Origin of the sequence: Streptomyces rhizosphaerihabitans (assembly GCF_025399795.1) — a bacterium.
Lineage (GTDB): Bacteria > Actinomycetota > Actinomycetes > Streptomycetales > Streptomycetaceae > Streptomyces > Streptomyces rhizosphaerihabitans.
Genome location: NZ_JAODTZ010000007.1, coordinates 209396 through 228101 on the forward strand (window position 1 = coordinate 209396; position 18706 = coordinate 228101).

At 69.4% G+C, this 18706-nt stretch carries 15 protein-coding genes and 1 pseudogene; 7 read left to right on the forward strand and 9 right to left on the reverse strand.

Translation table 11 applies throughout. The annotated features are described in order from the left end of the window. From N4G66_RS09870 to N4G66_RS09885, 4 genes are all read right to left on the reverse strand, one after another. Positions 1–555 carry a hypothetical protein gene (locus tag N4G66_RS09870; RefSeq protein ID WP_261703628.1) on the reverse strand — a complete coding sequence of 185 codons (555 nt, stop codon included), beginning with the start codon at positions 553–555 and terminating at the stop codon, positions 1–3. 321 nt (positions 556–876) lie between these two features. Beyond that, positions 877–1656 carry an HAD-IIA family hydrolase gene (locus N4G66_RS09875; RefSeq protein WP_261703629.1) on the reverse strand — a complete coding sequence of 260 codons (780 nt, stop codon included), beginning with the start codon at positions 1654–1656 and terminating at the stop codon, positions 877–879. Positions 1657–1902: 246 nt separating this feature from the next. Continuing rightward, positions 1903–2796 carry a hypothetical protein gene (locus N4G66_RS09880; RefSeq protein WP_261703630.1) on the reverse strand — a complete coding sequence of 298 codons (894 nt, stop codon included), beginning with the start codon at positions 2794–2796 and terminating at the stop codon, positions 1903–1905. Between the two features lie 355 nt (positions 2797–3151). Beyond that, positions 3152–4291 carry an ROK family transcriptional regulator gene (locus tag N4G66_RS09885; protein WP_261703631.1) on the reverse strand — a complete coding sequence of 380 codons (1140 nt, stop codon included), beginning with the start codon at positions 4289–4291 and terminating at the stop codon, positions 3152–3154. A 228-nt stretch (positions 4292–4519) separates the two neighbouring features. Between N4G66_RS09885 and N4G66_RS09890 the strand changes: the two genes are divergently transcribed. Continuing rightward, positions 4520–5611 (forward strand): Gfo/Idh/MocA family oxidoreductase, encoded by a 1092-nt coding sequence (locus tag N4G66_RS09890; protein WP_261703632.1) that lies wholly within the window; start codon positions 4520–4522, stop codon positions 5609–5611. Continuing rightward, positions 5608–6081: a heme-degrading domain-containing protein gene (locus N4G66_RS09895; RefSeq protein WP_261703633.1), complete on the forward strand. Its 474-nt coding sequence runs from the start codon at positions 5608–5610 to the stop codon at positions 6079–6081. Before N4G66_RS09890 ends, N4G66_RS09895 begins: the two co-directional genes overlap by 4 nt. A gap of 339 nt (positions 6082–6420) precedes the next feature. Here the strand turns inward: N4G66_RS09895 and N4G66_RS09900 are convergent, their stop codons facing one another. From N4G66_RS09900 to N4G66_RS09910, 3 genes are all read right to left on the reverse strand, one after another. Continuing rightward, entirely contained in the window at positions 6421–7278 is an 858-nt protein-coding gene (locus tag N4G66_RS09900; RefSeq protein WP_261703634.1) for a fumarylacetoacetate hydrolase family protein, read from the reverse strand. A gap of 140 nt (positions 7279–7418) precedes the next feature. Next, on the reverse strand, positions 7419–8165 hold the full coding sequence (locus tag N4G66_RS09905; RefSeq protein WP_261703677.1) for a YidC/Oxa1 family membrane protein insertase: 747 nt from the start codon (positions 8163–8165) through the stop codon (positions 7419–7421). Positions 8166–8354: 189 nt separating this feature from the next. Further along, entirely contained in the window at positions 8355–8663 is a 309-nt protein-coding gene (locus N4G66_RS09910; RefSeq protein ID WP_261703635.1) for a DUF6412 domain-containing protein, read from the reverse strand. A 607-nt stretch (positions 8664–9270) separates the two neighbouring features. On the opposite strand from N4G66_RS09910, the gene N4G66_RS09915 reads away from it, so the two are divergent. After that, positions 9271–10494 carry an RNA-guided endonuclease InsQ/TnpB family protein gene (locus N4G66_RS09915; RefSeq protein WP_261703636.1) on the forward strand — a complete coding sequence of 408 codons (1224 nt, stop codon included), beginning with the start codon at positions 9271–9273 and terminating at the stop codon, positions 10492–10494. Between the two features lie 44 nt (positions 10495–10538). Continuing rightward, positions 10539–10706: pseudogene (locus N4G66_RS09920) on the forward strand (MFS transporter); the annotation flags it as partial. A gap of 10 nt (positions 10707–10716) precedes the next feature. On the opposite strand, the gene N4G66_RS09925 reads toward N4G66_RS09920, so the two are convergent. Beyond that, positions 10717–11541 (reverse strand): class E sortase, encoded by an 825-nt coding sequence (locus N4G66_RS09925; protein WP_261703637.1) that lies wholly within the window; start codon positions 11539–11541, stop codon positions 10717–10719. Between the two features lie 353 nt (positions 11542–11894). Here N4G66_RS09925 and N4G66_RS09930 point away from each other — a divergent pair, with 353 nt between their 5' ends. From N4G66_RS09930 to N4G66_RS09940, 3 genes are all read left to right on the forward strand, one after another. Beyond that, a complete protein-coding gene (locus tag N4G66_RS09930) occupies positions 11895–13370 on the forward strand; it encodes a glycoside hydrolase (RefSeq protein ID WP_261703638.1) in 1476 nt (491 codons plus the stop codon). Positions 13371–13533: 163 nt separating this feature from the next. After that, a complete protein-coding gene (locus tag N4G66_RS09935) occupies positions 13534–14547 on the forward strand; it encodes a hypothetical protein (RefSeq protein ID WP_261703639.1) in 1014 nt (337 codons plus the stop codon). Positions 14548–14776: 229 nt separating this feature from the next. Beyond that, positions 14777–17866, forward strand: coding sequence for a DUF3427 domain-containing protein (locus N4G66_RS09940; protein WP_261703678.1), 3090 nt, complete (start codon positions 14777–14779; stop codon positions 17864–17866). A 3-nt stretch (positions 17867–17869) separates the two neighbouring features. On the opposite strand, the gene N4G66_RS09945 is transcribed toward N4G66_RS09940, so the two are convergent. Further along, positions 17870–18526 (reverse strand): ATP-binding protein, encoded by a 657-nt coding sequence (locus N4G66_RS09945; protein ID WP_261703640.1) that lies wholly within the window; start codon positions 18524–18526, stop codon positions 17870–17872. Between the last annotated feature and the right edge of the window lie 180 nt (positions 18527–18706).

The following is an 18706-nucleotide window of genomic DNA, read 5'->3' on the forward strand; positions in this document are numbered from 1 at the left end:
TCAGTCGCGGCCGTCGTGGCCCCGGCGCGCGCTGCGGACCGCCACGGCGACCACGGCGACGCTCGCGAGGACCAGGCCGACCACGGCCTGTCTGGTGCCGGGTCCGGCCACACGGGCGTCATCCACCGTGGCGAGGCGGGCGGTTCCGCCGCCGCCCGCGCGCACGGGCGCGATCGGCGAGGCGGGCGCGGAGACACTCTGAGCGGAGTCCGGCACCGGGACGGTGACCGTGCCCTTGACCCGGTCGCGGTGGCCGTCGCAGTCCACCCGGATGTCGTAGCTGCCGGGGCGCAGTGCGGTACGGACGCGGGTCTCGCCGACCAGTCCGCCGCCGCCCCCGCCGGTCAGCCGCGCGTCCGAGACGAACGCGTCCGAGGCCGCGGTGCCCGTCCGGCCCGCGCAGCCCATGGCCCGCAACTGGACGTCGCTGCCGGCGGCGGGGAACGCGGGGGTCACGGAGATACCGGCCGGTCCCGCGTCGGCCGCGTACGCGGCGGGCGTGAACGCGGCAGCGACCACCGCCCCGGCGCAGAGAGTGAGTCGCATTGAGCGCATCGTGAAACCTCCAGATATCTGGAGACTCCCCCTCGGGGCGGCGGCCCGCATCTTCAGGAGGCCGCCACTGCTCCGTACGGGTCTGTGCGCGGCGCCTCGGGTTTGGGGTCCACTCGGCACGCCCCGGAGCTCCGACGCTCTCGGCGCGCCCGCAGACCGAAACGCGGCCGGCGCCGGGGATTCGGACGCGGTCGAAGCGCCCCAGAGCCCTCCGATCCGGTCGACACGCCCCAGAGCCCTCCGCTGCGGTCGACGAGATCCGCGCCGTCAATGCGGTCGGCGGGATCCGCGCCTTCCGCTGCGGTCGACGAGATCCGGGCTTCAGACGCGGTCGACGAGATCCGCGATCGAGTCGACGATCTTCGACGGCCGGTACGGGTAGCGCTCGATCTCCTCCGGCGTGGTCAGCCCGGTCAGAACGAGGAAGGTCTGCATCCCCGCCTCCAGACCGGCCAGCACGTCGGTGTCCATGCGGTCGCCGATCATCGCGCTGGACTCGGAGTGCGCGCCGATGGCGTTCAGGCCGGTCCGCATCATCAGCGGGTTCGGCTTGCCCGCGAAGTACGGCTGCTTGCCGGTGGCCTTGGTGATCAGCGCGGCGACCGCGCCGGTGGCCGGCAGCGGACCCTCGGTGGACGGGCCGGTCTCGTCCGGGTTGGTGGCGATGAACCGGGCGCCGCCCTTGATCAGCCGGACCGCCTTGGTCATGGCCTCGAAGGAGTACGTACGGGTCTCCCCGAGGACCACGTAGTCCGGTTCGTGGTCGGTCAGGACGTATCCGATGTCGTGCAGCGCGGTGGTCAGACCCGCCTCGCCGATGACGTACGCCGTGCCGCCGGGCCGCTGGTCGTCGAGGAACTTGGCGGTGGCGAGGGCGGAGGTCCAGATGTTCTCGACCGGCACGTCCAGGCCCATGCGCTTGAGCCGGGCGTGCAGGTCGCGGGCCGTGTAGATGGAGTTGTTCGTCAGGACCAGGAACGGCTTGCCGGACTCCCGCAGCTTCTTGATGAAGGCGTCGGCGCCGGGGATCGGCACCCCCTCGTGAATGAGGACACCGTCCATGTCGGTGAGCCACGACTCGATCGGCTTGCGCTCTGACATGTGCTGGGTCTCCTGCCGTCCTGGCGTACGTACGCACTCGATCCGGGGACGCCGGAACGACATTGTGCCGACGCCCCCAGCCTAGTCAGGACCGCACGATCCCGGACCGGCCGGAACGGTTGCGGACTCCGTGCTGCCACGGCCCTGCCACCGCGTCTTCCTGTCGAGCTGCAGCTGGCGCCCGGCCGTTCGGGCAGCCCACGGAAACGACCGTCGCAACCCGCGTTCCCGGCAACCCTCCAGGCCTCAGCGCCGGCGCGGGCGCACCCGCCGTGACAGGACGAGCAGTCCGGCTCCGGCGGTGCCCAGGGCGAGCGCGAGCGCGGCCAGTCCCAGCCGGTTCGGCCTGCCGGGTCCTGTACTGGCCAGCTGGTCCGCGTACGGCGCGGTCGTCCCGGTCCCGGCGGTGCCGCCGACCGTGGTCCCGCTCGCCGTGCCCGTACGGGCGCCGGGGCCTGCGCTCGCACCGGGACTCGCGCCGGCGTCGGTCCCGCTGTCCACGGTGGCGCCCTGCTCCTCGCCCTGGCCCGCCTCCCTGCCCGTCTCCGCGGACGTGCCCTTGCCGTCGCCCTCGACGCCGAACCGGTAGGCGTTCGACTCCCCCACCCAGTCGCCGTCGCCGTCGTGCTTCTGCACGACGGCCGCGTTCGCGACGACGGCGTTCGGGGCGGTCGCGTCGGAGGTCAGGGACAGCCGCACCTTCACGGTGAGGGTGCGGCCGGGGGCCACGGTGAACCCGGGAAAGCCGTCGTCGAACGGCCCCGCGTTCTCGGCCTCGTCGCTCCTCTCGAACTTCACCGGGTGGGCCCGCTCCCCCTCGTAGAACTCCAGCCGGGCCTGCTCCGGCCGCAGCGTCCGCTTCTCGTCCACGAGGACGACGACCGGGTGGATCGCGCCGCAGATGTGCGCCGTGGTGTTGGTGAGGTCGATGTACCAGGTCCCGGAGTCGCCACCGGCCCGGTAGACGTCGGGGCCGCCGTGGATACGGGTCTTGATCGGGAAGTCACGGGTGTCGGACGAGACGCAGGCGGGGCGGGGGTCCTGCGCGTGCGCCGGGGTCGGCGTGAGCGTCACGCACAGGGCGAGAGCGGTCGGGGCGAGGGCGGTCGGAGCGAGCGGATGGGACGTACGCAGTCGCATGAGGAGCCTTTGGCCGATCGGGAGGGGGCGGGGATCGGGAGGATCGAAAGCGTCAGTCGGTGCCGGGCAATGGCCTCGTGACCCTGCCACGCACCACCCCCGCCGACGGACCGCCATCCGTGAAGCGCCCCCCGTTCGGCCGCGAAATTCCCTCATCCGGCCCGCAGTTCCCTCACCGGGCCGGCACTCCCTCCGCCAGGCCCGCAGTTCCTCGGCCCGGCGCGAGCCCCCTTCCCCAAGCCCGCATGCCCTCGCCGGGCCCGCAGTTCCCTGGCCCGGCACGGGCTCCCGAAGCCCGGCGGGCGCTCATGTCGCCAAGGGTGCGTTCCCTTGCCCCGCCCCGCATCCCCTTCGTTCAGCCCTCTCCCCGCCCGAACAGCGGGGCCAGCAGCAGTTGGGCCGCGCCCTCGGCCACTCCTCGTGCTCCGCCGGGGGCCACCAGGACCGGCACCGGGGCGCCGCCCCCTTCGCGTCGGGCCCGTTCCTCCATGACGGCCCCGACGCCGCGTACGAAAACCTCCTCGTGAGCGGCGACCGTACGACCGCCCAGCAGCACGAGGTCGATGTCGAGCAGCCCCACCAGATTCCCCGCCCCGGCCCCGAGCACCCGGGCCGCCTCGGCCAAGGCCCCCCGCCCCACCGCGTCCAGACACAGCACCTCGATGCAGCCCCGGTTCCCGCACTCGCACAACGGCCCGTCCAGCTGGATGACCTGATGTCCGAACTCCCCGGCCCCGGTGCGGGCCCCCCGGTGCACGACCCCGCCGATCACGAGCCCGGCTCCCAGTCCCGTACCGAGATGCAGATATGCGAAAGACCCGCCGCCCGCGAAGCCGGAGCCGGAGCCGGACGCGGCGCCGGTCCCCACCGCGACCCCGAGCGCCGCCGCGTTGGTGTCCTTGTCCACGACCACCGGCAGCCCGAGCCTCGCGGCCAGCGCCTCCCGCAGAGCGAACCCGTCCCACTCGGGGAAGCCCGTGACCCGGTGCAGCACCCCCAGGGTGTGATCGAGGGGCCCCGGCAGGGCGACCCCCACGCCCAGCGGTGACACCCCGCCGAGCAGGGCCGACACCTCGCCTGCCGCCCCCTCGACCACCGCGTCGGCCCCGGCCCCCAGGTCCAGCGGCGCGCGCCGCTCGGCCACCACGGCCCCGGTGAGATCGCAGAGCACCACGGTCAGCTCGTCCCGGTCGAGGTGCAGCCCGACCGCGTGCCCCGCCTCGGGTACGAGCCGCAGGACCGTACGGGGTTTGCCGCCGGTGGACGCGCGGCGCCCCGCCTCCGTCGCGAGACCGTCCGCCCGCAGCCGCGCGGTGATCTTGCTGACGGCCTGCGGGGTCAGTCCGGTCCGCTCGGCGAGCTCCAGGCGGCTGATGCCGGCGGCCCCCGCCGTGCGCAGCAGATCGAGCACCAGCGCGGCGTTGTGACTGCGCAGGGCGGGCAGGTTCACCCCGGCCGCCCCGGCACCCGCGCCGGTTCCCGTACTCCCGGGCACACCGTGGTTCCCGAAGACGCCGGAGGCCCCGGCCCCGGCCGCACCCTGGTTCGCGAAAACGCCGGAAGCCCCGGGTACACCCTGATTCGCGAAAACGCCGGAGGTCCCGGGTACACCTGGATTCCCAGGGGTCTCCGGCATCCCGCCCCCACCCACATCGGTCCTGTTCACATCACCCATTGTCTCCCGCGCTTGCACTTTGGCAACAGCGTTGCCAAAGTAGGACCCATGACAGGCATGACTGGTACAGGTACGCCCCTTCGCGTGGGTCTCGTCGGCTACGGCCTCGCGGGTTCCGTTTTCCACGCCCCGCTGATCGCCACGACCGAGGGGCTAGCCCTCGACACGGTCGTCACCACCCATCCGGAGCGCCAGGCGCAGGCCCGCGCCGAGTTCGGCGACGGACTCCGGTTCGCCGCCACGCCCGACGAACTGCTGGCACGCGCCGACGAACTCGACCTGATCGTCATCGCGTCCCCGAACAAGACCCACGTCCCGATCGCGACCGCCGCCCTGAAGGCGGGCCTCCCCGTGGTCGTGGACAAGCCCATCGCCGGTACGGCGGCTGACGCCCGCGAGCTGGCCGCCCTGGCCGACGAGCACGGCCTGCTGCTCTCCGTCTTCCAGAACCGCCGCTGGGACAACGACTTCCTGACCCTGCGCAAGCTGTTCGCCGAGGGCGAGCTGGGCGACGTCTACCGCTTCGAGTCCCGTTTCGAGCGCTGGCGCCCGCAGCCGAAGGGCGGCTGGCGCGAGTCCGGTGACCCGGCGGAGATCGGGGGTCTCCTCTACGACCTCGGCAGCCACCTCGTCGACCAGGCGCTCGTCCTCTTCGGCCCCGCGGCCTCGGTGTACGCCGAGTCGGACATCCGCCGTCCGGGTGCGCTGACGGACGACGACACGTTCATCGCGATCACGCACGAGAGCGGGGTCCGCTCCCACCTCTTCGTCTCCGCGACGACCGCCCAGCTCGGCCCGCGCTTCCGCGTCCTCGGCTCGCAGGCGGGTTACGTCAAGTACGGCCTCGACCCGCAGGAGGCCGAGCTGCGCGACGGCAAGCGGCCCGGCGCCACGGCCGAGTGGGGCATCGAGCCCGAGGCCCTGTGGGGCCGCGTCGGTTCCGGCGAGTCCCCGCTGACCGGCGGGGGCCGCCCCGAGCCCACGGTCCCGGGCGCGTACCCCGCGTACTACGCGGCCGTCGCCGCCGCCATCCGTGACGGCGGCCCCAACCCGGTCAGCGCCCACGAGGCCGCCGCCGCCCTCGACGTCCTGGAGGCGGCCCGCCGCTCCGCCCACGAGGGTGTCGTGGTGTCCCTGTGAGCGCGCCCGTCGCACCGGAGATCGCCGAGCTGGAGGAACAGGAGCGCCGTCTGACGCTCCCCCGCTTCACCCACGACGACGCCTGGGCCCTCGGCACGCTCCTCGTCGAGCTCGCCCGCGAGCGGGGCGCGCCGGTCGCCGTCGACATCCGCCGCGGTGGCCAGCAGCTCTTCCACGCGGCGCTGCCGGGTTCCACCCCGGACAACGACGCCTGGATCGAGCGCAAGCGCCGCGTCGTCGAGCGGTACGGCTGCTCCTCGCTGCTGGTCGGCTCGCGCTTCCGCGCCAAGGGCACGACCTTCGAGGAGTCCTCGCGCCTGGACCCCGACGCGTACGCGGCCCACGGGGGCGCGTTCCCGATCGCCGTGACGGACGCGGGCGTCATCGGCACGGTAGTGGTGTCGGGCCTGCCCCAGGTCGAGGACCACAAGATGGTGGTCGAGGCCCTGGAAAAGTTCCTGGCCGCCTAGCGAATCGGTTCCCCGCGCCCCGTCAAGGGCGCGGGGAACCGCGCGAACAACCACGACGCACCCGCGGCCAACGACGCACAGCACAGCCCCATCAGGGGCGCGAGGAACTGCGCGGGCAACCACGACGCACCCGCGGTGAACGACGGACAGGAGAGCCCCGTCAGGGGCGCGGGGAACCGCGCGAACAACCACAACGCACCCGCGGCCAACAACGACAGCACAGCCCCGCCAGGGGCGCGAGGAACGGCGTGAGGAACGGCGCGGGCAACAACGACGCACCCGCGGCAAAAAAGTCACCCCAGCCCCCAGCGGACCCCAACCGCAAACGAAGCGGAGCGCCTACGCGTTCTTGAGTTCCTGGCGCTGCCGCCCCAGCCCCTCGATCTCCAGCTCCACGACATCCCCCGCCCGCAGATACGGCTTCGGCTCGGGCCGGCCGAGTGCCACCCCGGCCGGCGTACCGGTGTTGATGACATCGCCGGGGTACAGCGTCATGAACTGGCTGACGTACCGGACGACCTCGGCGACCGGGAAGATCTGCTCGGCCGTCGTACCGTCCTGCTTGAGCTCCCCGTTCACCCAGAGCCTCAGCGACAGCGCCTGCGGGTCCGGGACCTCGTCCGCGGTCACCAGCCACGGACCCAGCGGGTTGAACGTCTCGCAGTTCTTGCCCTTGTCCCAGGTGCCGCCGCGCTCGATCTGGAACGCGCGCTCGGAGACGTCGTGCGCCACCGCGTACCCGGCTACATGCGCGAGCGCCTCCTCCTCGGACTCCAGGTAGCGGGCGGTACGGCCGATGACGACCGCCAGCTCGACCTCCCAGTCGGTCTTCACCGACCCGCGCGGCACGAGCACCGTGTCGTCCGGGCCGACCACGGTGTCAGCCGCCTTGAAGAAGATCACCGGCTCGGCGGGCGGCTCGGCCCCGGTCTCCCGGGCGTGGTCGTGGTAGTTCAGCCCGATGCACACGACCTTGCCGATCCGGGCCAGCGGCGGACCGACACGCAGTCCGGCCGCGTCCAGCGCGGGCAGCTCACCGGCCGCCGCCGCGGACCGGATCCGGCCGAGCGCCGCGTCGTCGGCGAGCAGTGCCCCGTCGATGTCCGCGACGACGTCCGACAGATCCCGCAGAGTTCCCCCGGCGTCGAGCAGCGCGGGCCGCTCCGACCCCGCCGTACCGACTCGCAGCAGCTTCATGGTCACCATCTCCCTCGATCGCGGGCCGTCGACCGACGGGTGCGGCCGTCGGAGGACCGGCCGATCCTCCAAGCTCGCCGTCCAGTCCGCAAGACCCCGTTCACGGACTGGACCGACCGCAAGCTGTGGCCGTAAGCCTGTCAGGCGAGAGCCACGGCCGCGGGCGCCGCCCCCGGCATGTCCCGGTAGAGCGCCGCCCGCTCCACGGCGCTCCAGGTCGTACTGGTCACCACGTACAGCGCGGCCGCCAGCGGCACCACGGCCACGGTGAACAGCGTGAAGAAGGACATGAACGGCATGAGCTTGGCGACCGACGCGAGGGCGGCCGCCTGCTCGCCTTCGCCCACCGGAGGCGCGGCGGCGGTCATCTTCTTCGTACGCACGTAGTTGAAACTCGCCACGACCGCGACGACGGCGAAGAGGGCCAGGTAGACGAGGCCGGCCGGCCCGAAGAGCCCGCCGTCGCCGAGCGCGTCCGCCCACCGGCCTCCGAGCGGCGCGGCGAACAGCTTGTGCCCGAGCAGGGTGTTGGCCCCACCGCCGATCGTCGAGCTGGAGAACAGGTGGTAGAGCAGGAAGAAGGCCGGCATCTGCAACAGGCTGGGCAGGCATCCGGAGAGCGGCGACACCTTCTCCTCGGCGTGCAGCTCCATCAGCGCCTTCTGGAACTTCTCGCGGTCCTTCCCGTGCTCCTTCTTCAGCTCGGCGATCCGCGGCCGGAGCGCCGCCTGCGCCCGCTGTCCGCGCGCCGCCGCCCGCGACAGGGGATGCACGAGCAGTCGTACGAGCGCGGTGAACAGGACGATCGCCGCGGCGGCCGCCGAGCCGTGGAACAGCGGCTGGAGCAGGTCGGCGATGTGCTCGACCAGGTGTGCGAACGCGGACATGAACGTGGACATGGGTGAGCCCTCCGGGGGTCTCGTCGTGCCGGGAGTACGGAATGCGGCATGACGACCCGCGCGGGTCACCCGTGACGGAGTACCACTCGGGGCGAACCACCGGAAGTCTCGGGGTGGGTCACCAGGAGCGGGGGCCACCCGGACGGAAGCCGTCCGGGTGGAGTGGAGGGGTGTGTCCTACGCGGTCGCCGGGAGGGCGTGTCCGGGCGCCCTGGGGCGCGGCCGTCCGCTGGCGTCGGGATCGCGTTGCGGCAGGAAGGCCGTGCGGCGGTCGCGGTCGCGGATGGCCGTACGGACCCGGGTGGGCGGCACGACGGGCGCGCAGCGCGCCACGATGAGGGAGCAGGCCGCGAAGGCGGACCCGGCCGCGGCCGTCGCGGCGACCGCGACGGTGGCGGTGAGGGTGCCCGTGTCGAGCAGGGCGACCTGAAGGAGCAGGAGCAGCAGTACGGCGGCGGGGCGGGCGTCGGCCCAGGTCCGGGTCATCGACCGCTCCTCCTCTCGTACGTGGTGCGCGCGTCTCGTACGCGGTGCGCGTGTCCCTCCGTTCGTTATACAGGATGATTCTCGGCGGATCGCCCGGGATCGGACGCGGCGTCCGCCACACCGTGCGGACCGCGGTCCGTCCCGGCGGACCTTCGGAAGTCCGCCCCGGCCAGCCCGCCGGATTCGGCGGCCACCGGCTTCTGCGGGCCCGTCTGACCCGCGTCGCGCAGGGAGCAGCGAACGCGGCGATCCTCGCGAGCAGCCTGGGACTGATCGTGCACACCTTCTCGACCCTGCGCGGGCGGCTACGCACGACGGGGGTGTGGGGCGAGCAGTGGCCTGCTCAACGCCGCGCTGCCGCTGCTGGCCGTCGAATCCGTGCCACCGACCCGTGCGGCGATGGACTCGGGCGCCCAGCAGACCTTCCGCTACCGGTAATCATTCGCAGTGCTCCGGCCTTCAAACCGGGGGTGAAGCGAATCCTGTGGTCGCGACGCGGCGCGTCGCAGTGGCGTTCCGGCGGAGCCGGACCCCGCTTCGCGACGGTGACGGGTCGCTCACATGTTCCCGGTGACGATGCGGGTTCGACTTGCCTAGGGTGATCGTCATGCAGCTCCGGTACGCCTTCAGGCTGTACCCGGACGCCGGTCAGCGCACCGCGCTGGCGAAGGCGTTCGGGTGCGCACGTGTTGTGTTCAACGACGCGGTGCGTGCCCGTGAGGACGCCCGCAAGGCCCAGCAGCCGTTCCCGACGGCCGGCCAGCTGTCCACGCGCCTGATCACCCAGGCCAAGCGGACACCCGAGCGGTCCTGGCTGGGCGAGGTCTCCGCGGTGGTGCTCCAGCAGTCCCTGCGGGATGCCGAGGCTGCCTACCGCAACTTTTTCGCCTCCCTCAAGGGCACCCGTAAAGGCTCGAAGATGGGGGCGCCGCGGTTCAGGTCCTGCAAGGACCGCCGTCAGTCGATCCGGTTCACCGCCAATGCCCGCTGGTCGATCACCGGTTCCGGGAGGCTGAACCTGCCGAAGATCGGCGCGGTAAAGGTGAAGTGGTCCCGCACCCTGCCCGCACGGCCGTCCTCGGTCACCGTGGTCAAAGACGCGGCCGGACGGTACTTCGCCTCCTTCGTCATCGACACCGACCCGGCTGTCGACGCCACCCGGATGTCCGACACCGATCAGACGGTCGGCATCGACCTCGGCCTGACCCACTTCGCGGTCCTCTCCGACGGCACGAAGATCGACTCTCCGCGGTTCCTGCGCCGGGCGGAGAAGAAACTGAAGAAGACCCAAAAGGAGCTGTCCCGCAAACAGAAGGGAAGCAAGAACCGCGCCAAGGCCCGCCTGAAGATCGCCCGCGCCCACGCCAAGGTCGCCGACGCGCGCCGCGAGTTCCACCACCAGCTCTCCACCAAGCTGATCCGCGAGAACCAAGCGATCGGCGTGGAGGACCTGGCAGTCAAGGGACTGGCGCGCACCAGGCTGGCCAAGAGCGTGCATGACGCGGGCTGGGCACAGTTCATCGGCATGCTGGAGTACAAGGCGGCCCGATACGGGCGCACCCTGGTCAGGATCGGCCGGTTCGAACCGACGAGCCAGGTCTGCTCCACGTGCGGGGTCAAGGACGGACCCAAACCCCTGAACGTGCGGGAATGGACCTGCACCGCCTGCGGCACCCACCACGACCGGGACACCAACGCCGCGATCAACGTGAAGACGGCCGCCGGACTGGCGGCATCGGCCTGCGGAGCGCCGGTAAGACCAGGAGCAATCCCGGCACAGCGCGAAGAAACAGGAAGCCACGGAATCCCGACCGGAAACCGTGCCGTGTAGCGGCACTGCAACCAGTCAAGGAAGGCCGGAATCCTCGCCCTTCAGGGCGAGGAGCATGTCAAATCGGTTCGTGCGCCGGGGTCGCCCTAACGATCGCCCTGGTCACCTCCACCGGCGGACCGGCACACGGCTCGGACATCGCGATCGCCGTCTCGGCGGGCCTCGCCGCACTGGCCGCGGCGAGCGTTCTGGTCCTGCGGGACCGGGCGTGAACCCTGATCGTCAGCGGGGCCGCATGGCGGTGAGCTTCCCCCACACCGCCATGCGGTACCGGGAGGTGTAATCGGGGGTGCACGTGGTGAGCGTGATGTAGTACCCGGGTCGGCTGTACCCGTACGCCGGCCGGACGGTGCTGCGCGGCACCGGTCGGATCACCCCGCCGTCCCGCGGGGACGTCTGCGGAAGCGTCCGGTCGACGGTGTACGTGTAGACGGCGGTCCTCGTCTCGACGGTGATCGTGTCGCCGCGCCGGAGCCTCGGAAGGTACCGGAAGGGCTCGCCGTGCGTGTTCCGGTGCCCGGCGAGCGCGAAGTTGCCTGCCTGTCCCGGCTGTTGGGTGCCCTTGTAGTGGCCGACATACCCCTTGTTGAGGACGTCCGCTTTGCTGACGCCCTCGGCGACGGGCACCCGGAGGGAGAGCCGGGGAATGCTGAGGACGGCGTAGGCCTGGGACCAACGGGGCCGCACTTGACCACTGTTGCCGCCGGACGAGGAGGACTGTCCGGCGGCCCCGGCATCGGTCTTGCCGTCGCCGGTCCTGCCGCCACCGGTCTTCCCGGTGCCGGTACCGGCGCTCGCGCCGTCGGCGGTGCTCGCGTCGGGTGCGGCGCTCCCCGGGGCCGGGGTCCCCCACTCCCGCTCCAGCGCCTGCACCTTGCGTTCCGCGCCGTGCTGCGCCTGCCGGTTGGTCCACCACAGCTGGTGCACGACCAGGAGGAGCAGCACCACTCCGACGGTGACGAGCACCTCGGCACCACTCCAGACCACGCGCCGGTACGCGGCCCGCCGTCGCCGCGTGCCGTGGTGCACGACCCCCGGAGCCCGCATCCGTACGCCCCCTTCGCCGGGCGCACGATAAGCGCCGCCCCGCCAACTCGCCAGCCCCGCGCGGCTTCCGTACGCACCAAGGTCCCTCATCGCATCGACAGTTCACCGACAGCGCACCCACCGGGTCACCGCCCATCGCGCCGGCCGAGGGCTTCCTCCACTGGTTTTAGAAAGGGCTGTCACAACTCTCGACAACCCCACACGCCACACCCGATGCTTCCTGATGGCATCAGCGGGACGGGCAAGCGCCGGTGGGGACGAGCCGGCGACCGAGTTCGAAGTCGAGTCGACATTGACGGCCAACTCCGTTTGTAAGACCGGGAGTTGCGCCGAGACGGACGGAGAAGCCAGCCATGATCCGACGCAGAACACTTCTGACCGCCGCGGGCGGTACGGTCCTCGGCGGCGCCCTGGCGACGGGCACCGCCCGCGCGGACGCGACGATCGCCGTCAACCCGGCCACGACGTACGGGAAATGGGAGGGGTGGGGAACCTCCCTGGCGTGGTGGGCCAACGTCTTCGGCGCCCGCGACGACTTCGCCGACCTCTTCTTCACCACCAGGTCGACGACGTACAACGGCGCTTCGCGCCCCGGTCTGGGTATGACCATCGCCCGCTACAACCTCGGCGCGTGCAGCTGGAACACCGTGGGCGGCGAGAGCATGACCGCGTCCGCCAACATCCCCTCCTTCAAGCAGATCGAGGGCTACTGGCAGGACTGGAACAACGAGGACCCGACGTCCTCGGCCTGGAAGTGGACGGCGGACGCCACCCAGCGCGCCGCCCTCACCAAGGCGACGGCGCGCGGCGCGACGAGCGAGCTGTTCGCCAACTCCCCGATGTGGTGGATGTGCTCGAACCACAACCCCTCGGGTGCGTCCGGCGGCGGCAACAACCTCCAGTCCTGGAACTACCGCCAGCACGCCTCCCACCTCGCGGCGGTCGCCCTCTACGCGAAGGCGAACTGGGGCGTGAACTTCGCCACCGTGGACGCGTTCAACGAACCCTCCTCCAGCTGGTGGACGTCCACCGGCTCCCAGGAGGGCTGCCACGTGGACGCGTCCGTCCAGTCCGCCGTACTCCCCTATCTGCGCAGCGAGTTGGACAAGCGGGGCCTGACGGGCACCAAGATCTCCGCGTCGGACGAGACGAGCTACGACCTGGCCCGTACGACGTGGAGCTCCTTCAGCTCGACGACCAAGGGCCTGGTCAACCGGGTCAACGTGCACGGCTACCAGGGTTCGGGCGGCCGCCGGGACCTCCTCTACACGGACGCCGTGACGTCCTCCGGCAAGGCGCTCTGGAACTCCGAGTACGGCGACGGCGACGGCACCGGCCTCACCCTGGCGAGCAACCTCCTCCTCGACTTCCGCTGGCTGCACCCGACCGCATGGGTCTACTGGCAGGTGATGGACCCGACGGCGGGCTGGGGCATGATCAAGTACGACGCGAGCACCCTGACGGCCGGCGCGGTCGAGACGAAGCTCTATGTGATGGCGCAGTTCAGCCGCCACATCCGTCCGGGCATGACGATCGTGGACACGGGCGTGGACTACGCGGTGGCGGCCTACGACGCGACGGCCAAGCGCCTGGTGATCGTCGCGGCGAACAAGGCGACGTCCGCCCAGACCCTGACCTTCGACCTCTCCCGCTTCACCACGGTCACCGGCGGCACGGGCGGCCTGGTCCCCCGCTGGAACACCCTGACCTCCGGCGGCGGCGACCTCTACACATCCCACTCGGACACCCACCTCAGCGGCAAGTCCCTCGCGGTGCCGTTCGCGGCGGGTGCGGTGCAGACGGTGCAGGTGGACGGAGTGGTGGCGTGAGACGGCCCTGAGGGGGCGCGGTGGCTCGTGCCGCCGCGCCCGTCGGCCGACCGGGCGCTCGGCGGACGCGACCGCGCGTCCCTGAATATGCCGTCGGGGACTCCCGCGTCTCTGGCCTGCAGGTCTCTCTCCTTGGCGGCCCGACGGCAGTACGGTGTCCCCCATGCGCCCCGACACGCCTGCCGAGAACGTCGACCACACCGCCGAAGCGGCTCGCCTGGAGCGGACCGCCGGCCTGTATCCGGAGGACGCCGAGCACCTGCTCCTGCAGGCCGCGGCCCACCTCGAACTGTCCGGCGACCGCCCCGGCGCCACCACTCTCTACGACCGCCTGCTCGCCTCGGACGCTCCCCTGGAGAAGCCGTATCTGGTACGCGCCCTCAAGGCGTCGAACCTGTGGGAGTACGACCACGAGGCCGAGGCCCGCGCGATCATCGACGGGGTCAGGGCCGCGGCCCCCCGTGACCCGGCCCCCTGGGTGATCGTGGCGGAGGCCCTGGAGTCGCACGACGAACTGGAAGCGGCGCAGGACACGTTCACCGAGGGAACGGTGCTGCTCCTGACGGACGTACCGGAGCCCCCGTACTCCACGCTCCCGCTCCTCGTCGGCCGCCACCGCGTACGCCGCATGCTGGGCGCGGCCCACGACGAGTGGGACGCCCTGGCCGACACCCTGCACTCGTCCCCGATCTCCCTGGACGAGCTCCACGACCCGAAGCGGGTCTGGTCCCTGGGCTCGGACAACCCGGCGGAACTCCAGGCCGAGATCAGCCGCCTCCAGGCCGAACTGAGCGCCTACCGCGAGGCGCTCTCCCGCCCGTTCCCGGTGGCGGTCCTGCACTGGTCGGCCCCCGAACTCGCGGAACTGACCGCCGCGTACCCGGACCTCACCACCGAGTACCCCTCCCACGACGAGCACCTCGCGACGATAGAGGCGTCCCTGCGCGAACTGGCCGCCTCCGGCACCCCGAACCTCGGCATCGTCACCGCCACGGTCCCGTCCTACGAGGCCTTCGCCGCCTCGGAGGCCGCATCCCCGTCGGACACGATCCTGCTCCCCCAGTACGCGACGACGCTGGCGGCGCGGGGGTTGGCGGTTGCTTGGCCGCCGCAGCGGGGGGCAGGGTGCTGGTGCGGGTCAGAAGCCCCCTACGGCGAGTGTCACGGGACGGAGTAACCAACCAGGCCCCACCATCTGTGACGGCAGCGACCCCAGCCCTACTCGCGGCTGGGGTCAGACCCCCTAGCCGTTGCTCACGGCCATACGAGAATCAGCATCCGCCTGTCAGTGGCCCCTGTTACAACTGGTCATAGCCGCATCAGTGATCAGGGGGACCAGCGTGACTCAACCAGGGGATCTGTCGCAGCCTGTCGCGGGTGTGTACGAGGAACTCATCACCCAGCGCATGCAGGCGCAGATGGATGAGTTGGATTCGGCTGGCTGGAAAGCCATCGATGCCGATGTCAGCGAGGAGTCCTCCCCTCATGTGATCGCTCGGCATCTCAGTCAGGCCATAGGGCGCAGACTCGCCCAAGTACCCCACGACCAACGCGTGGCTGTCGCGAACCAGGTCATCCAATCGCTCGCTTTCGACACCACCGCTCCCGGCGGGCTCAGCGCCGGCGACACCGTCGAGCTCATCGCTGACGGACCTCGTCAACTCTTGGCTCTCGCAGAGCAGGAAGCCCCAGGCGTCTACGCCGTGCGGCCGCTTACCCCACTCTCCGAGACTGCGCTGATCACCAACTCGTCGGAGGATCCCAGTCTCGGGAGCGAGCTGCGCGCCGAACTGGCCACGGCAGACCGTGTAGACCTGCTCTGCGCCTTCGTCAAGTGGTACGGCCTGCGCGTACTGGAGGATGCACTCCGCGCCGCAAGAGCGCGAAACATTCCCATTCGGGTGATAACGACCACGTACATCGGTGCAACCGATCGGCACGCCCTTGATCGCCTCGTGCGCGACTTCGGGGCCGAGGTGAAGGTCAACTACGAGATTCGCTCGACCCGACTGCATGCGAAGGCATGGCTTTTCCGGCGTAATAGCGGCTTCGATACAGCGTACGTCGGCAGCTCGAACCTATCCAAGGCCGCATTGCTCGATGGTCTGGAGTGGAACGTACGACTGTCGTCAGTCGCAACTCCCGCCGTACTCAACAAGTTCGAGGCAACCTTCGACGCGTACTGGAATGACATCGCCTTCGAGTCGTACGACCCGGACAACGACAGGGACCGGCTCGATCGCGCCCTGTCACAAGCAGGTGGCACCAGCGGGCCAGGTGATCTGAAGATCAACCTGTCAGGACTTGAGGTACGCCCCTTCCCTCATCAACGCGACATGCTCGAGCGTCTCCGTGTTGAGCGCGAAATCCATGGCCGCAACCGCAACCTGCTGGTCGCCGCCACCGGAACGGGCAAGACAGTAATGGCAGCCCTGGATTATCGAGCACTGCGCAAAAAGCACGATACTGAAACCCCCCGGCTACTGTTCGTGGCGCACCGCAAGGAGATCCTCAACCAGTCCCTGCGTACGTACCAAGAAGTCCTCGATGACGCGTCTTTTGGCGAGCTGCTTCACAGCGGTCAGGATCCTCAGAACTGGCAGCATGTGTTTGCCAGCGTCCAGTCGTTGAACGTCCAGCGGCTGGAGCGACTTGACCCCGATCACTTTGACATCATCGTCATCGACGAGTTCCACCACGCGACGGCGGCCACCTACCGGCGGGTCATTGATCACTTCAAGCCGAAGCAACTACTCGGCCTCACCGCTACACCAGAGCGGATGGACGGGCTCAATGTCCAGGACGAGTTCTTCGAGGGGCGCATCGCAGCCGAAATGCGGCTGTGGGAAGCTCTTGAGAACGATCTACTCTGCCCCTTCCACTACTTCGGCATTCCCGATGGCACAGACCTCACGAGCATCGGATGGAAGCAAGGCGCATACGCGGATCGAGACCTTGGAAACCTGTACACCGGCAACCATGCCCGCGCACGCATCGTGGTCAAACAGATTCAGGACAAGGTCTCCCAGCCCGGGGCGATGCGCGCGCTTGGCTTCTGCGTAAGCAAGGCTCATGCACACTTCATGGCGGACTTCTTCCAGGAGGCTGGCTTCCAGGCCGCAGCACTCGACAGTGATTCACCTGCTGGCGTGCGCGCACAAACCCTCTCCGACTTGCGGAGCGGGAAGCTCCAAGTGATCTTCTCTGTCGATCTTTTCAACGAGGGTCTAGACATCCCAGACGTCGACACGCTGCTGCTCCTACGCCCCACGAACAGCGCCACGGTCTTCCTCCAGCAGTTGGGGAGAGGTCTCCGTCGCACGGAGACGAAGCCAGTCCTCACCGTCTTGGACTTCATCGGACAGCACCGCGCTGAGTTCCGCTTCGAGGAACAGTTCCGGGCGATGACGAACCTCTCCCGCAACCGACTCGTCGAACACATCGAGCACGACTTTCCGCAGCTGCCCTCCGGTTGCCAGATCCTCTTGGAGGGCAAGTCCAAGGACCTCGTCCTCGACAACATCCGCACTCAGCTGGGTGCCACCGTCAAGACGTTGGCGAAGGAAGCGAAGGCTTACGACACGCCGCGCCTCGCTGACTACCTTCGCGAGAGCCGACGTGAGATCAAGGAGATCTACAAGAGCGGCAACTCCTGGACGACAATTCTCCGTAGGTCAGGATTGCTGGACGAAGCAGTTCCGTCAGGAGAGGCGGAGCTACTCAAGCGCGTCCACGCATTCCTGCACGTCGATGACCCTGACCGCGCCCGCACGTACCTTCGCCTTCTCACAGACGATGCGCCCTCGTACGCATCACTCACCCAGACCGAGCAAACGTATGCCCACATGCTCTTCTTCAACCTCTGGGATAACGCCGGCGGCTTCACCAGCTTCCGAGAGGGACTCGAATCCCTGCAGGATCAGCGAGTGCTCCGCGACGAACTCCGACAGGTGCTGTCGTATGCCATGGAGCAGTACGACCACTTTCCGGTCCCACTATCGGGCTCACACAGCGGCATCCCGCTCAAGGTTCACAGCTCCTACAACCGGTCAGAGATCCTTGCTGCTCTGGGTATTGCGCGGTTCGGCGGCCAGATGCCCCGGTCATTCGCGCAGGGCGTCCAATGGGTGGAGGACGTCAAGACGGACGCCTTGTTGATCACCTTGGAGAAGAACGAGAAAGACTTCTCTCCCACCGTTCGATACAAGGACTACGCTCTGAGCCCCACGCTCTTCCACTGGGAGTCACAGAGTGCGATTGCTGCGACCTCCCCCACTGGCCTTCGCTATCAGCAGCATGAACAGCAGGGCAGCCACATGCTCCTATTTATGCGCCGCTACAAGTACACCGACATCGGAAAATCTCAGCCATGGATGTTGCTAGGACCAGCTACGTACGTGGAGCACACCGGCAGTAAGCCGATGGCCATCACATGGCGTCTTCAGCATGAGCTCCCCGCCGACGTGTGGACGTACTCGGCCATTGCTTCAGGGTGAGATTTACTCCCCACCCGTACCCAACTCCGTTTCGAAGTGCATCTGTGCGCGATCCAGCGCCTCGTCCACGTCACGACCATGCGCTTGAAGCCAGTGGAGGAGGTCGGCGATGACGTCGATGGCCACCTCTTCCGCTACGGCGACGCTTAACATGCTCGGAGCCGTCGCTCGGGACGATTGCGCCATACCGTAGAAACCGAGCATGGCTCCCGCTCTTGCCACACGAGTGCCACCGCTATGACCGTCGGATGAGCTCAACTGAGTAGACAGCTCGCACCACGTGACTTTTCGATCCGGGTGGAGCAGTACACCCCAGCGGTCCGCGACGGCGTCCACGAGCGCCATACCTCGCCCACCTTCAGAATCGGCTGCCGCCTGCACGAGAGTTGGCAAGGCGCGAGCGTCTGGGTCATGGACCTCGATGCGCAGGTGCGTGCCATTCATCGAAACGGCAAGCGTGGCCGGGGTACCCGAACCCACATGAGTGATGACGTTGGATACGAGTTCGGTGACGCACAGCTGGGCCGCCTCGCTGACCTCGCACAGACCCCACAGGCCCAGATGAAGCCGCATGATGCGGCGGAGAGCTGGCACCTCTCTCGGTTCCGCTACGAAAGGGATGTCCCATGGCTTCCTCGGCACACACCTCGTGCACTCCATGCCTCGCCCCTGCTCGCTAGATGTATCGCCTTCCGCGATTGGCTCATCACTGAGAGTTGCAGTGGAACTCTCAAAATGGAACTCTCATCTTGTGAATTCAGGCAGCAAACGGGAGCACGGTTGCAGTCGCACGCCCCGGCGTACGCGACCTTGCCACCACCGTCGGGCAGCCATCACGAT

Bases quoted from the DNA above. Each gene is read 5' to 3' on its own strand.
- N4G66_RS09870 (WP_261703628.1), bottom strand. From the start codon at position 555: ATGCGCTCAATGCGACTCACTCTCTGCGCCGGGGCGGTGGTCGCTGCC.
- N4G66_RS09945 (WP_261703640.1), bottom strand. From the start codon at position 18,526: ATGGAGTGCACGAGGTGTGTGCCGAGGAAGCCATGGGACATCCCTTTC.
- N4G66_RS09925 (WP_261703637.1), bottom strand. From the start codon at position 11,541: ATGCGGGCTCCGGGGGTCGTGCACCACGGCACGCGGCGACGGCGGGCC.
- N4G66_RS09940 (WP_261703678.1), top strand. From the start codon at position 14,777: ATGCAGGCGCAGATGGATGAGTTGGATTCGGCTGGCTGGAAAGCCATC.
- N4G66_RS09905 (WP_261703677.1), bottom strand. From the start codon at position 8,165: ATGTCCGCGTTCGCACACCTGGTCGAGCACATCGCCGACCTGCTCCAG.
- N4G66_RS09915 (WP_261703636.1), top strand. From the start codon at position 9,271: ATGCAGCTCCGGTACGCCTTCAGGCTGTACCCGGACGCCGGTCAGCGC.
- N4G66_RS09910 (WP_261703635.1), bottom strand. From the start codon at position 8,663: ATGACCCGGACCTGGGCCGACGCCCGCCCCGCCGCCGTACTGCTGCTC.
- N4G66_RS09900 (WP_261703634.1), bottom strand. From the start codon at position 7,278: ATGAAGCTGCTGCGAGTCGGTACGGCGGGGTCGGAGCGGCCCGCGCTG.
- N4G66_RS09880 (WP_261703630.1), bottom strand. From the start codon at position 2,796: ATGCGACTGCGTACGTCCCATCCGCTCGCTCCGACCGCCCTCGCCCCG.
- N4G66_RS09935 (WP_261703639.1), top strand. From the start codon at position 13,534: ATGCGCCCCGACACGCCTGCCGAGAACGTCGACCACACCGCCGAAGCG.
- N4G66_RS09930 (WP_261703638.1), top strand. From the start codon at position 11,895: ATGATCCGACGCAGAACACTTCTGACCGCCGCGGGCGGTACGGTCCTC.
- N4G66_RS09875 (WP_261703629.1), bottom strand. From the start codon at position 1,656: ATGTCAGAGCGCAAGCCGATCGAGTCGTGGCTCACCGACATGGACGGT.
- N4G66_RS09890 (WP_261703632.1), top strand. From the start codon at position 4,520: ATGACAGGCATGACTGGTACAGGTACGCCCCTTCGCGTGGGTCTCGTC.